At 58.8% G+C, this 12,561-nt stretch carries 11 protein-coding genes and 1 pseudogene; 6 read left to right on the top strand and 6 right to left on the bottom strand.

Features of this window, described 5'->3' with window-relative positions; all coding sequences use genetic code 11:
* Nucleotides 1–41 precede the first annotated feature (41 nt).
* The 5 genes from F759_RS0100060 to F759_RS0100040 all read right to left on the bottom strand — a co-directional run bounded on the left by F759_RS0100060 (nucleotide 42) and on the right by F759_RS0100040 (nucleotide 6,733).
* Complete coding sequence (locus F759_RS0100060) at nucleotides 42–299, bottom strand: DUF4242 domain-containing protein (RefSeq protein ID WP_027798033.1); 258 nt, start codon at nucleotides 297–299, stop codon at nucleotides 42–44.
* A 57-nt stretch (nucleotides 300–356) separates the two neighbouring features.
* Complete coding sequence (locus F759_RS0100055; RefSeq protein WP_027798032.1) at nucleotides 357–3,980, bottom strand: AAA family ATPase; 3,624 nt, start codon at nucleotides 3,978–3,980, stop codon at nucleotides 357–359.
* 244 nt (nucleotides 3,981–4,224) lie between these two features.
* Nucleotides 4,225–4,503, bottom strand: coding sequence for a muconolactone Delta-isomerase (gene catC / locus F759_RS0100050; protein ID WP_027798031.1), 279 nt, complete (start codon nucleotides 4,501–4,503; stop codon nucleotides 4,225–4,227).
* A gap of 74 nt (nucleotides 4,504–4,577) precedes the next feature.
* Nucleotides 4,578–5,705 carry a muconate/chloromuconate family cycloisomerase gene (locus tag F759_RS0100045; RefSeq protein ID WP_027798030.1) on the bottom strand — a complete coding sequence of 376 codons (1,128 nt, stop codon included), beginning with the start codon at nucleotides 5,703–5,705 and terminating at the stop codon, nucleotides 4,578–4,580.
* A 104-nt stretch (nucleotides 5,706–5,809) separates the two neighbouring features.
* Entirely contained in the window at nucleotides 5,810–6,733 is a 924-nt protein-coding gene (locus tag F759_RS0100040; RefSeq protein ID WP_027798029.1) for a LysR family transcriptional regulator, read from the bottom strand.
* 175 nt (nucleotides 6,734–6,908) lie between these two features.
* On the opposite strand from F759_RS0100040, the gene catA reads away from it, so the two are divergent.
* From catA to F759_RS0100010, 6 genes are all read left to right on the top strand, one after another.
* The gene (catA, locus tag F759_RS0100035; protein ID WP_027798028.1) at nucleotides 6,909–7,844 is read left to right on the top strand and encodes a catechol 1,2-dioxygenase; all 936 of its coding nucleotides are present in this window, start codon (nucleotides 6,909–6,911) and stop codon (nucleotides 7,842–7,844) included.
* Between the two features lie 106 nt (nucleotides 7,845–7,950).
* Nucleotides 7,951–9,309, top strand: coding sequence for a Rieske 2Fe-2S domain-containing protein (locus F759_RS0100030; protein WP_027798027.1), 1,359 nt, complete (start codon nucleotides 7,951–7,953; stop codon nucleotides 9,307–9,309).
* On the top strand, nucleotides 9,306–9,794 hold the full coding sequence (benB, locus tag F759_RS0100025) for a benzoate 1,2-dioxygenase small subunit (RefSeq protein ID WP_027798026.1): 489 nt from the start codon (nucleotides 9,306–9,308) through the stop codon (nucleotides 9,792–9,794). Before F759_RS0100030 ends, benB begins: the two co-directional genes overlap by 4 nt.
* A 39-nt stretch (nucleotides 9,795–9,833) precedes the next feature.
* The gene (benC, locus tag F759_RS0100020; protein WP_027798025.1) at nucleotides 9,834–10,856 is read left to right on the top strand and encodes a benzoate 1,2-dioxygenase electron transfer component BenC; all 1,023 of its coding nucleotides are present in this window, start codon (nucleotides 9,834–9,836) and stop codon (nucleotides 10,854–10,856) included.
* Nucleotides 10,853–11,629: a benzoate diol dehydrogenase BenD gene (gene benD, locus F759_RS0100015; protein ID WP_027798024.1), complete on the top strand. Its 777-nt coding sequence runs from the start codon at nucleotides 10,853–10,855 to the stop codon at nucleotides 11,627–11,629. The genes benC and benD overlap by 4 nt, the downstream gene beginning before the upstream one ends.
* 34 nt (nucleotides 11,630–11,663) lie before the next feature.
* Nucleotides 11,664–12,062 carry a RidA family protein gene (locus F759_RS0100010; RefSeq protein WP_027798023.1) on the top strand — a complete coding sequence of 133 codons (399 nt, stop codon included), beginning with the start codon at nucleotides 11,664–11,666 and terminating at the stop codon, nucleotides 12,060–12,062.
* Between the two features lie 133 nt (nucleotides 12,063–12,195).
* Here F759_RS0100010 and F759_RS40505 read toward each other — a convergent pair.
* Nucleotides 12,196–12,468, bottom strand: a pseudogene (locus tag F759_RS40505) (DDE-type integrase/transposase/recombinase); the annotation flags it as partial.
* Nucleotides 12,469–12,561 lie beyond the last annotated feature (93 nt).

The following is a 12,561-nucleotide window of genomic DNA, read 5'->3' as shown; positions in this document are numbered from 1 at the left end:
CATCGTCCTCGCGACACAACAGTGCCATTCGCGCCCGTCCCTTAATTGAACATTTCTGGCCGCAAGTCGCTCACCTCGATGATCACATCGGCAGGCAGGTTCGCCCGGCGTGCCGCAGCGCGGATGGCTTCGGCGTTGGGCGCCTCGTACAGGCAATAAGTCTTCTTCTTGTCCGCGCTGAGAAACGAAAAGAGCCACTCGACACCCTCCTCGTCGTTGATCAGTTTCACGGCACTCGCACTTGCGCCGGTGACCTCCAACTGTTCCGCAAAATTTCGTTCAATCATAAAACGTGGCATCGGATCCTCCTTGATTAGTGGCTCTCATCGCTGCGCCTCGCAACATGCAGCCGTGTACTAGTTTGCGAACCCCGTGCTTGTCCGAGCGGCACGGATGCGCTCCACGAGGGCAAACATCTTCAGTTCGCTCGCCGCCGTGGCCGCCGCGGCGAGTAGGTCTTGCGCTCTTGCTCTATCTTCGATGCGATTGCGCGCTGCCAGCATGAGGGCGAATTCGTGCCGGCTATGCGCCAGCCAGGGCGGCGCCCGCAAGCGCTCATCCATGCACAGCGCGTATTCGAAATGCTCTTCGGCGGCGGACCAATCGCCAAGAGTGCCGGCGAGCATGCCGAGATGCCGTGCCGCCGATCCGCAGCACAGCGTAAAAACAGGAACGGTGACGACCTGGTCCCCGAACGGCAGGAGACGGGCATAAATCTGTTCGGCGTGGCCGACGTCGTGGAGCCGCGCAGCGACTTCCGCCAGATACGTCAACGTGACGAGCCGCTTGCTATCTACAGGGATGCTGGATTCCGATTCCGCAAGCCGTTCGAGATTGTCGCGGGCTTGAGCTTCGAAGCCGAGATCGCTGCAGATCAACATGAGCCCGGGCCGCCACGCAGCATCTTCGGAATGCTCGTCGACGAACCGCTTGAAGAGCGGGGCTACCTCGGCGAGCCGGCCTTGTTCGCGACGTATCGAAAACATCTGCATGCCGTAGACGCCCGTTGCCAGTTTCGCGTCGACGCTCTGCGCCATTTTCAACGACTCTCGCGCCTTGTGCTCCGCCACAGCGAAGTCCCCGACAAGTATGGCCCGCATCGCCTGCGCACCTGTCACACACCATTTGTCGACGAAATGCTGCCCACTGGTGGCAATCTGCCGATATCTTTCCAGGGCGCTCTCGAAGCGTTCCACCGCGCCGATCTCCAGGTAGCCGGCGAGACATCGAGCGCATGCGTGACCTATGGTGTGCGCATCACCGAGATCTTCTGCAATCTGGCTCAATTCCTGTAACACGCTTGCACGCTCCGGGAACTTGTCCGCAGGCAAAGGGCGAGCCCCGATATGCATCATGTCGCACGCCAATGCGTCGAACAGGCTCGGCAGGTCGTTCAGGCGTCTGGCTAGAGCGACAGCCTCCAAAACCAGTTCGTCGGCTTGTTCACCTGCACCGGTCATGTGAACGGTGCGGACCAGCCGACTCAACAGGCGGCAGCGCTCGACGGACTCCTCGGTACCGATCAAGCCGAGCGCCTCTTCCAGCAAGGAAAGCGATGCTTTGCCGGAGCCTTCGAGGAACGTCTCGGCGGTGTCGAACCCCAACGCCGCCTGGACAAGAAACGACGGCAAGTTCTGCTCGCGAGCAATTTGCGCGGCCTGCCGGAAGGTCGCTATCGCCTCGCGGCGGGCCAACCGGATCTCCGCTCCGCCTCTTGTCAGCAGCAGAGGCACCAGGTGGGCTGCCCGATCATGATTACTGTAGGAACATCGGCATATCAATTCAAGCCCGCGCTGCGCGTGAGCGATAGCCTCGTCGTAGGCTGCGCCGGCAAGCGCCTGTTCCCCGGCACGCTGCCAGTAGCCGATTGCGCGATCCGGCAGGTCGGCGGCAGCGAAGTTCTGAGCGATCAATTCGGGCTGCCGATTGACGACTTCCGGATAATGCTCCTCCAGAGCAGTGGCGATCAGCGCATGGTATTGGCGGCGGCGCGCCAGCAACAGGGATTGATAGGCGATCTCCTGGATCAACGCGTGCCTGAACAGATACGCGTCTCCCTCCCCCGGTTTACCAGAAGCGGGGAGGATGATTTCGGCTTCGATCAGGCGGTCTAGCGTTTCCTGCAGATCGTTCTCCGGCCTGGACGCAATCAGGCCAAGCAGCTTCCTGCCGAACTCCCGCCCCACCGTGGCCGCGATCTGGGCGGTTTCCTTCACGGCTGGCTCCAGCCGGTCGAGCCGCGATAGTAGCGAGCCCTGTAGCGTGTCCGGGATCGCAATGGTCTGCGGCGTTCCTTTCAACTCGTAGCTCGTGCCGGCATCCTGCAACAATTCGCCTTGGAGAACGGCCTTTGTCAGTTCCTCGACGAAGAGCGGTACGCCGTCCGTTTTGGAGACGATCTGATCGAGTACTAAAGGCGGCAGCCGCTTTCCATTGGTAAGCCTTTCGATCATCGCGATGCAATCGCGCCGCGAGAGCCGATCGAGGTTTACCTGTACGAGATGAGGGTAAATCCATCCCGGTTCGAACTCCGGCCGCGCCGTGAGCAGTAGCAACAGCGGGGCGGCCACGAGCCGCTCGAGCACCAGCCGAACGAACTCGAGGGATGACGGATCGATCCAGTGCGCGTCCTCGACGATGACGAGCACCGGCTGAACTTGCGTCGACTTTTCGATGATGGCGACGAGCACGTCGAGCGTGCGGCGTTTGAAGGACGGGGATGAGGCATCGATTACCGGATGGCGCCCGCCCGCCGGAATTCCGAGCAAGGTCGTCAGCACGAGAAGCGTCTCGTCGGCATCCAGTCGGAGTCTTGCAATTGCCACCTCCAACCGTTTCAGATCCGATGAGTCGGGCGTGTCGGGACCAAGGCCAAAGGCGCGCCGCAGCCAGCGTAATACCGGCCAGAAAGGGCTGTTGCAATAGTACGAGGAACAGTGGAGCGAAACGACCGCATGGTTGTCGCCCCTGATGCCGTCGCCGAATGCCCGCAGCACGCGAGATTTGCCGATACCCGGCTCGCCGCTCAACACGACGCAGCGCATTTCGCCGTCGACGCTCTGCTTCCAGCGTTGCCGGATCATGTCGAGTTCCGCGGCTCGGCCGACGAGCGGCGTGATGCCGTAGACCGCCCTGACTCCGAAGCGGTCGATCGCATCCGTTTGCGCCAGCACGCGTTGGACTCGAACCGGACCAGTGATCCCTTTCAGTTCTTGCCAACCGAGGTCTTCGAGCAGGAACGATCCTTCGATCAGGCGCTGAGTGGCCGGGCCCACGACGATCGCGTCGGGCGGAGCGACCGACTGCAGCCTTGCGGCGATGATTGGCGCCTCTCCGACGATCGCCTGGTGGTCCCGCGTGGATCCAGCGCCAATCGCGCCGGCGACGACAAGTCCCGTCTCGATCCCGATACGCATCTGCAGGCGTACGCCGTGCTCGACTTCGATGCGCTCGTTGGCCTCTCGAAGCGCCGAAACGACAGCGAGAGCGGAAAGTACCGCGCGGACGGCATCGTCTTCGTGCGCATTCGGGTAGCCGAAGTAAACGAGCAGGCCGTCACCGATGTAAAGCGCGATGTGACCTTCATGAACTTCGATCACGCTTGCACAAACTTGATGATAGATCCCTAGCAGGCGTCGCATGTCCTCGGGATCGAAGCGCTCCGCGAGAGCCGTGGAATCGATCAGGTCCACGAACATCACGGTGAGTTGCCGCCTCTCGGCCACGACGGTTTCGCGCGCAGCCGGCGAAGGCAAGTCTGCTCGTTCCTTCGCGCGGTCGAGCGATCGCGCGTGGGATTCGCTCAGTGCCGCAAGCCCTTTTGCGAGCCGCTTGCGGTCGCCGAGCGTCAGGCCGAGCTCCTTTAAATCGCCCTCGGACAGGTCGCCGAGCACGTCCCAGTCGATCCCTTGCGATGCAAACTTCGTGGCGTGCCCACCGAGGCCAATCTGCACCAGCCATGTCGTCAGATCGTCCGTCATCGTTAGAACTCTGCTGTGCCGTCGAGGACTATGATCGGCGTGCTAACGCGACTTGTCCATGCACGTTCTCGCCCATTCCAACGATTGCCCGATCAGGCGACGGGAATGTCAGCCGCGTGAGGCGACACCGCTTAAGTAAGAGCAACGAACATTGCGGCGACTCGCGACCCTGCGATCAGCGATGCCGGGCTCCTCACAGACCGGCGGGAGCCGACGTTCGAATGCCGTCCTAACGGCGCTGGCTCTACCGTATCGACGATGGGTGCCGTGCAAGCGCGGTCACCTCAATCGACATGTATGGAAATAGCGGTAGGCCAGAAAGAATCTCGTGCAGTTCGTCGTGCGAGTCGACGTCGAAGATACTGTAGTTCGCATACCGACCAACGACCCGGTGCAACTGCTGCCATTTCCCCTGTCGTTGTAGCTCTTGCGAATATGCCTTTTCACGGGCCTTGATTTCATCGGCTTGAGCAACCGGCATATCCTGCGGCAGGTGTACATCCATTCTTGCGAGATACAGCATTGTTGCTCCTTACGAGACGCTTCTTGAGTGGCTGGGTGATTGCGTCATTTCGACTGGCGAATGACCTGGTGTGCTCAGGCCTTTTTATCCCGGCGGTAGAAAGCGAGCTTCTCTTCATCGATATGGAGTCCGAGCCCTGGCCCTTCAGGAATGTGCAAGTCGAAATCGCGATAATGGGGGCGAGCCGTCACCACGTCATCTTTAAGCAGGAGTGGACCAAAGAGCTCAGTACCCCATGACAGTTGAGGAAGCGCGCCGAATCCATGCGCGGAAGCAATCGAGCCGATGCTGCCTTCGAGCATGGTGCCTCCGTACAGCGCCACGCCGGCGGCGTCAGCGATGGCCGCAGTCCGCATCATTCCGTAGATGCCACCTGACTTCGCAATCTTTAATGCGAAAACGTCAGCGCAGGAGCCACGTACGAGTTCGAGAGCGTCTTCGGGACCCGTTACCCCCTCGTCTGCCATTATTGGCACGATGAAACGAGCAGCTAGTCGGGCAAGTGCGCCGCGTTGCTCGCGAGGCGTGGGTTGTTCGATGAGGTCGATGCCGGCGGCTTCCAGCGCGGCAATTCCCAGCGCGGCATCAATTTCATTCCATGCCTGATTCACGTCCACGGTGATTCTGGCGCGGTCGCCGAAGGCTGCCTTGATTTTTGACACGTGAGCTACGTCGTCGCGAACGCTACGCCGTCCAATCTTCAACTTGAACGTATTGTGCCGACGTTCAGCGAGAAGCATTTCAGCTTCTTCTATGTCGCGATCGGTGTCGCCGCTCGCGAGCGTCCAGAGGACCGGAAGGGTCTTGCGAACAGCTCCGCCGAGCAGCGCCGACATCGGCACGCCAAGACGTTTGCCCTGCGCATCCAGCAGCGCCGTTTCGATACCGGACTTGGCGAACCGATTGCCACGGGCAACCTTGTTCAGCTTGAGCATCGCGTCGTTAACATTCGTCGCATCCTGTCCGACCAACACCGGGGCCAGGTATGTGTCGATGGTCAGTTTGATGCCTTCGGGACTTTCTTCGCCGTAAGAGAGACCGCCGATGGTCGTGGCTTCCCCAATGCCCTCGATGTCGTCGCTCGCGCGAAGGCGAATGATGACCATGGTTTGTTGCTGCATCGTCGCCATGGAAAGCTGATGCGTGCGAATGGTTGGAAGGTCAACTAAGATCGCTTCGACGGAGGTGATTTGGGGGTTCATACCTGAGGGGACGAAGTTGGTGGGTTGCTGAAGTATTGCGCGCGCAATCTTCCCCTGTCCAAGACCATCGACGTCTAGTGTCATACCGCCAAGGTATAACCGGCTTACCGCCCCCCATCTGTGCGGGCGACGGAAGCGACCTGCTCTTCTTCGTACAGTCGATAAATGAGATCGAGCATCTCGCTGATGTCGCGCGACTCGTCCATCGCACGCACACTCATGATGATTGGCGACACCAGAGTCGGGTCGTCCAGCTCCTTATAGCTCACGTCGTCTCGCTTAAGGCCATAAACGCTGCTCGGGACAATGGAAATCCCCTCGCCGGCCGCGACTAGCCCCAACGCAATCTGGATTTCCCGGACTTCATAGACCTTTCGCGGCTTCAATCCTCGGTCGTGAAAGGCGGCGAGGACCTGGTCTGCGTAGCTCGGACGCGGCGTTTTCGGGTAGATGATCAGCGTTTCGTTGACAAGGTCCCGCAAGGCTGAAACAGGCTTGGAAATCGAAAGCGGGTGGCCGAGAGGAAACGCGACAATCATCTTCTCTTCTCGCAGAACCACTCGCCGAATGTTCGCATCCTCTAGCCGGATGCGGCCAAAACCGACATCGATCCGTCCGTCCTTGAGCGCCCTTATCTGGTCTGTGGTCGACATCTCGTGAAGGCTGAGCTCAACCGTCGGATTCTCGTCGCGAAAGCGGCGAATTATTTTTGGCAACAACCCGTACAGGGTCGATGCGACAAAACCGACGGACATGCTGCGCTCAATGTTGCCCACTCGTCGTGTCATCGACTCGAGCTCCGCAGTCTGTGCCAGCAATTGCACTGCGTGGCCGTAAAAGAACTTGCCCGTCTCCGTCAGTTTCAGAGGGCGCGAGTTTCTTTCAAAGAGTTGCACGCCTAAGGTGTCTTCCAGTTGCTGTATCTGCCGACTGAGCGGTGGTTGCGCGATATGAAGGCGCTGCGCGGCCCGCGTGAAGTTCCGCTCCTCGGCAACCGCCACAAAGTACCGGAGGTGTCGCAGCTCCATTCAATACCTCTCAGATATAGGCCGATACTAAATCGGTGTTGGACCGGTCCGTTTGCCCTCGACTATCCTGCATTTATACCGAGTTTCACACCCGATTATACCTTCTGAGCATACTCCAACCGGGCAGAAACAAAGGGTTAACCCCATCGAAAAATACAGAGATCAGGAGCAGACAATGAACGTCAAAGTGTTCGAAACAAACGAAGCGCAGGCCCTTCTCAAGGCCGCCACCAATCTTGGTGGCGAGGGCGGCAATGCCCGCACCAAGGAGATTACCCATCGCTTGCTGGGCGACCTGTTCAAGGCCATCGACGACCTCGACATGACCCCCGATGAAATTTGGGCCGGCGTGACCTACTTCAATAAACTCGGACAGGACGGCGAAGCGGCGCTTCTGGCTGCTGGCCTCGGTCTGGAAAAGTATCTCGACATCCGCATGGATGCGCAGGACCTGGACGCAGACATTCATGGCGGCACGCCGCGAACCATTGAAGGGCCGTTGTATGTCGCTGGCGCGCCGGTGCGTGACGGTGTATCGAAAATTGATGTCAACCCTGACGAAGACGCTGACCCGCTCATTATCCATGGCACTGTGACTGGGCCCGACCGCGAGCCCGTGGCGGGCGCAGTGGTCGAATGCTGGCACGCCAACTCGAAGGGCTTCTATTCGCATTTCGACCCGACCGGCGCACAGAGCGAGTTCAACCTTCGCGGCGCAGTGCGAACGGGTGCCGATGGCAAATATGAATTCCGCACACTCATGCCGGTAGGCTACGGCTGCCCGCCGCACGGAGCCACGCAGCAACTGCTGAACATGCTTGCCCGGCACGGTAATCGTCCGGCGCATGTGCACTTCTTCGTCACCAGCGATAAAACGCGCAAGCTGACGACGCAAATCAACATCGAAGGCGACCCCCTGATTTGGGACGACTTCGCCTATGCGACTCGCGAGGAACTCGTTCCTCAAGTCGTCGACAAGACGGGTGGCATTGCCCTGGGCCTCAAAGCCGATGCGTACAAAGAAATTCAGTTCGACATCGCGCTGAGTCCCCTGATTAAGGGTAAAGACAACCAGCTCGTCAATCGGCCGCGGGCATCAGCTGCAGTGTAACCGCTCGACACGGCGGCTTTCTGACCGGCTAGCTGCCTGATTCTCCGCATAAATCATTAAACCGATGCAAGGGCTCGTCCGCGGAGTCCGCATAGGGAGAGCAGACATGTGTGCAACTATCGACAAGGCGTTTAAGCTGGAAGACCTGCTGAGTAACGCCGTGCAGGATGACAAAGAAAACGGTGTTTTCCGTTGTCGCCGCGACATCTTCACCGATGCCGATTTGTACGAACTCGAGATGAAGCATATCTTCGAGAGTAACTGGGTTTATCTGGCGCACGAAAGCCAGATTCCTGACAACAACGACTACTACACCACGTGGATTGGTCGCCAGCCGATAGTTGTCACGCGCGACAAAACCGGCGAATTACACGCGGTCATCAATGCCTGCGCGCACAAAGGTGCAATGCTGTGTCGTCGCAAGCACGGCAACAAGAGCAGTTTCACCTGCCCTTTTCACGGATGGACGTTCTCGAACGTTGGCAAGCTCCTGAAAGTAAAGGATGAGAAAACCACCGAATACCCTGTGCAATTCAACAAACACGGCTCACACGACCTGAAGAAAATTGCGCGCTTTCAGAACTACCGCGGTTTCCTGTTCGGCAGCCTGAATGCCGACGTCATGCCGCTCGAGGATTACCTCGGTGAGACGAAGATCATCATCGACCAGATCGTTGCGCAAGCGCCGGACGGCCTGGAAGTATTGCGCGGGAACTCCTCGTATATCTACGACGGCAACTGGAAGATGCAGATGGAGAACGGCTGCGACGGTTATCACGTCAGCACGGTCCACTGGAACTACGCCGCAACGATGGGCCGACGCAAGGTCGAAGGCACCAAGGCAGTGGATGCGGATAGCTGGAGCAAGTCGGTTGCCGGCGTGTACGGATTCGAGCACGGGCATATCCTGCTGTGGACCAACACCATGAACCCGGAAGTGAGGCCGGTTTATCGGCACCGCGCCGAAATCACAGCGCGCGTCGGCGAAGACAAGGGGAAATTCGTCGTCAACCAGACCCGCAATCTGTGCCTTTATCCCAACGTTTTCCTGATGGACCAGTTCAGCACGCAGATTCGTGTGGTTCGTCCGATTAGCGTCGACAGGACCGAAGTCAGCATATTCTGCTTCGCCCCCAAGGGCGAGAGTGCCGAAGACCGCGCGACCCGCATTCGCCAATACGAAGATTTCTTCAACGTATCGGGCATGGGGACCAGTGACGACCTTGAAGAATTTCGCGCGTGTCAGTCCGGGTACGCCGGTTCAACGGCGATGTGGAACGACCTCTCGCGCGGTGCTCCGCTGTGGATTCACGGACCGGATGAAAACGCGAGGAGCATGGGCTTGAATCCGCTCATCTCTGGAGAACGTAGCGAAGATGAGGGCCTCTTTGTGGTTCAGCACGAATACTGGTTGCAGGTGATGCGCGAAGCCTTGCGAAAAGAACAAGCGGAGGCGACGGTATGAGCTTCGACTATCAAAAACTCTGTCGCGCCCTTTATCAGGAAGCCCGCTTCCTGGATGACCGTCAATGGGACGAGTGGCTCGCCTGCTACACAGAGGACGTCACTTACTGGATGCCGGCGTGGGACGACGATGACACGCTGACGGAGGATCCGCAGAGGCAAATCTCGTTGATGTACTACGCGGACCGGGGTGGCCTCGAAGACCGCGTATTCCGCATCAAGACCGAACGAAGCGGCGCTTCGATGCCAGAACCGCGCACGAGCCACAACGTGACCAATGTGGAAGTGCTGGCTGAACGTGATGGCGAAGTGGACCTTCGATACAACTTCAACACGCTTATTCACCGCTACAAGATTACGGACCAGTTCTTCGGCACGATGTACGTAACCGTGCGCACGGTCGACGACCGTCTGCTGATTTCCAGCAAGAAGATTGCACTCAAGAACGACTATATCCGACAGGTGCTCGACGTCTATCACGTTTGATGCGACCGGTCGGATAGAGACAAGGAAGTAGGAGACAACATGTCCAGCTACAACATTGCACTGAACTTCGAAGACGGAGTGACCCGCTTCGTCGAATGCAAGGCCGGAGAGAAGGTTCTCGATGCCGCCTTTCGCGCCAGGATCAACTTGCCGATGGACTGTTCTGACGGCGTATGCGGTACCTGCAAATGTCGGGCGGAGAGTGGCAGCTACGATTTGGGCGATGACTACATAGAGGACGCGCTTACCGACGACGAGAAGCAGAGCGGTCTCGTCCTCACATGTCAGATGGTTCCCGAGAGCAATTGTGTCATCGCGGTCCCGGCATCGTCGACGGCCTGCAAGACCGAACACAGCAAGTTCGCCGCGACGGTCACAAAGGTCGAGGAGCACAACGACGCGGCCGTCGTGCTTGAGATGGACGTGGACGGCGCCCCGCCCGTCTTCCTTGCCGGTCAGTACGTCAACATCGATGTACCCGGCAGCAGCGAACATCGCTCCTACTCGTTCTCATCGTCGCCCGGCGAATCGAAAATCGGCTTTTTGATCAAGAAGATTCCCGGTGGCGTAATGAGCACCTGGCTCGAATCGGCCCAGCCTGGTAACAAGGTTCAGCTAACCGGACCGATGGGCATCTTCTATTTGCGTCCTGTCAAACGGCCCTTGCTGTTCCTCGCAGGCGGCACGGGGCTCGCCCCCTTCCTGTCGATGCTGGAAGTACTGGCCAGTGCGAACTCTCAGCAGACGGTGCACCTCGTCTACGGCGTGACCCGAGACCTCGACCTGGTGCTGGTCGAAGCCATCCAGGCATACACGGAAAAGCTTCCGAATTTCACGTTTAGCACCGTTGTGGCTGCGGCCGAATCCAGCCACCCGCGCAAGGGCTGGGTGACCCAGCACATGCCCGCAGAATGTTTGAACGACGGAGATGTCGACGTGTACCTGTGCGGCCCGCCGCCAATGGTGGATGCTGTACGCAAATACTTCGACGAAAACGGTGTAGAGCCAACGAGCTTTCACTACGAGAAATTTACCCCCAACGCAGTACTGGTGGACTCATGAACGCGCAAAGGTTCGAAGGCAAGGTGATGGTAGTCACTGGAGCGGCGCAGGGAATCGGGCGCGGCGTCGCCCTGCGTGCAGCATCGGAGGGTGCGAAAGTGCTGTTGGTGGACCGTGCCGAGTTTGTCTCCGATGTCGCCGCCGAAGCAATTGGTGCCCAGACAGCCGGCTTCGTCGCAGACCTCGAGACGTATGAAGGTGCAGCTTCGACAATGACTTTCGCAGCGCAAAAGTTTGGCCGGATCGACATCCTCGTCAATGCAGTGGGCGGTGCCATTCGAATGCGGCCTTTCGCGGAATTCGAACCGGTCCAGATCGATGCTGAAATCCGCCGCTCGCTGATGCCAACCCTGTATGCGTGCCACGCGGTCCTTCCTCAGATGCTGACGCAAGGTCGGGGAACCATTGTCAACGTCTCATCGAATGCTACACGAGGTATTCGCCGCGTGCCCTACTCGGCTGCCAAGGGCGGCGTCAATGCCCTAACCCAGTCGCTCGCGATGGAGTACGGCGAACGCAACATCCGCGTGGTCGCTGCTGCCCCGGGCGGGACAGATGCGCCTCCGCGACGCGTGCCTCGCAACGCAGTCGGAGATAATGACCAGGAAAGGGCCTGGATGAGCGAAGCCGTGAAGCAGGTAGCTGAGTCCAACTTCTTCAAGCGCTATGGGACGCTTGAAGAGCAAGTCGCGCCGATTCTCTTTCTTGCATCCGACGAAGCTGGCTACATCACGGGTGCCGTGTTGCCGGTTGCCGGCGGCGACAACGGCTAGAGCCTTGAAACGAAATTAGTCTGGAGACGCCGCAATGAAGGAACGCAAAGCCGTCGTGCCGGCCGGAATGGAAGCGGTGTACGAAAGAATTCGCTACGCTCCCGCGGTCAAGGTCGGAAGCACCGTATACGTGTCTGGCCAGATTGGTCGCGACGACAAAATGAAACTCGTTGAAGGTCGCGAAGCCCAGACAGTTCAAGCGTTCGAGAACCTGAAGAAAGTACTCGAGTCTGCAGGTGCTTCGCTGAGCGACGTGGTGGACGTCACCACGTTTCACACCGATATGCGCGACTTACCATTATTCATAGAAATACGTGACCGCTATCTCACGACGCACCCTATGCCCGCATGGACGGCCATCGGCGCGCACATGCTCGGGGGCACAGCCGGTTATATCGTTGAAATAAAGGCTGTCGCTGTCCTGCCTGATTAACGGTGGAGCGACCAATTTTCCGAAACACCGAGTCAACGTGTCTGGCGAAGTAACCGGCAAGCAACCCGCTATGCTGCGGCAGTACTGCCTGGTCGAGCGAACGACGCGGCAGGATTCGGGATTGTGTCCGAGTACCGAGCATCTGTCGGGTTCGGCGTTTGATGGCCCGATGGTCCTGCTCCACGATGTTGTTCAAGTACTTGATCTGACGAACCCTGATGGGCATCTCGCGCTCGGCATTCACCGCGTGAAGCGCGGCCAGATTGGAGCCGCTTTTGTCGATGGTTACCGTCTCGGGGGAACCGTTCTGAGCGATTGCTTTTTCAAAGAAGCGCCGCGCAGCAGCCTTGTCCCGCTTGGCTCGGAACAGAAAATCGATGGTGTTGCCCGCCTTATCCACTGCCCGGATAGTGCAGTCGCTTCAGCACCTTGGCAATTCCCGGAGCAAGCGTCGTTCGTGGCGTTGGAGTCTTTTTCATCGAGTGGCCAAAGCGTTTTC

The sequence above is a fragment of the Paraburkholderia dilworthii genome (assembly GCF_000472525.1).
In the GTDB taxonomy this organism is placed as follows: domain Bacteria; phylum Pseudomonadota; class Gammaproteobacteria; order Burkholderiales; family Burkholderiaceae; genus Paraburkholderia; species Paraburkholderia dilworthii.
This window is presented reverse-complemented; position numbering and strand designations above follow the sequence as displayed.

Coding starts and splice junctions, on each gene's coding strand:
- F759_RS0100060 (WP_027798033.1), bottom strand. CDS start 299: ATGCCACGTTTTATGATTGAACGAAATTTTGCGGAACAGTTGGAGGTC.
- F759_RS0100055 (WP_027798032.1), bottom strand. CDS start 3,980: ATGACGGACGATCTGACGACATGGCTGGTGCAGATTGGCCTCGGTGGG.
- catC (WP_027798031.1), bottom strand. CDS start 4,503: ATGCTGTATCTCGCAAGAATGGATGTACACCTGCCGCAGGATATGCCG.
- F759_RS0100045 (WP_027798030.1), bottom strand. CDS start 5,705: ATGAACCCCCAAATCACCTCCGTCGAAGCGATCTTAGTTGACCTTCCA.
- F759_RS0100040 (WP_027798029.1), bottom strand. CDS start 6,733: ATGGAGCTGCGACACCTCCGGTACTTTGTGGCGGTTGCCGAGGAGCGG.
- catA (WP_027798028.1), top strand. CDS start 6,909: ATGAACGTCAAAGTGTTCGAAACAAACGAAGCGCAGGCCCTTCTCAAG.
- F759_RS0100030 (WP_027798027.1), top strand. CDS start 7,951: ATGTGTGCAACTATCGACAAGGCGTTTAAGCTGGAAGACCTGCTGAGT.
- benB (WP_027798026.1), top strand. CDS start 9,306: ATGAGCTTCGACTATCAAAAACTCTGTCGCGCCCTTTATCAGGAAGCC.
- benC (WP_027798025.1), top strand. CDS start 9,834: ATGTCCAGCTACAACATTGCACTGAACTTCGAAGACGGAGTGACCCGC.
- benD (WP_027798024.1), top strand. CDS start 10,853: ATGAACGCGCAAAGGTTCGAAGGCAAGGTGATGGTAGTCACTGGAGCG.
- F759_RS0100010 (WP_027798023.1), top strand. CDS start 11,664: ATGAAGGAACGCAAAGCCGTCGTGCCGGCCGGAATGGAAGCGGTGTAC.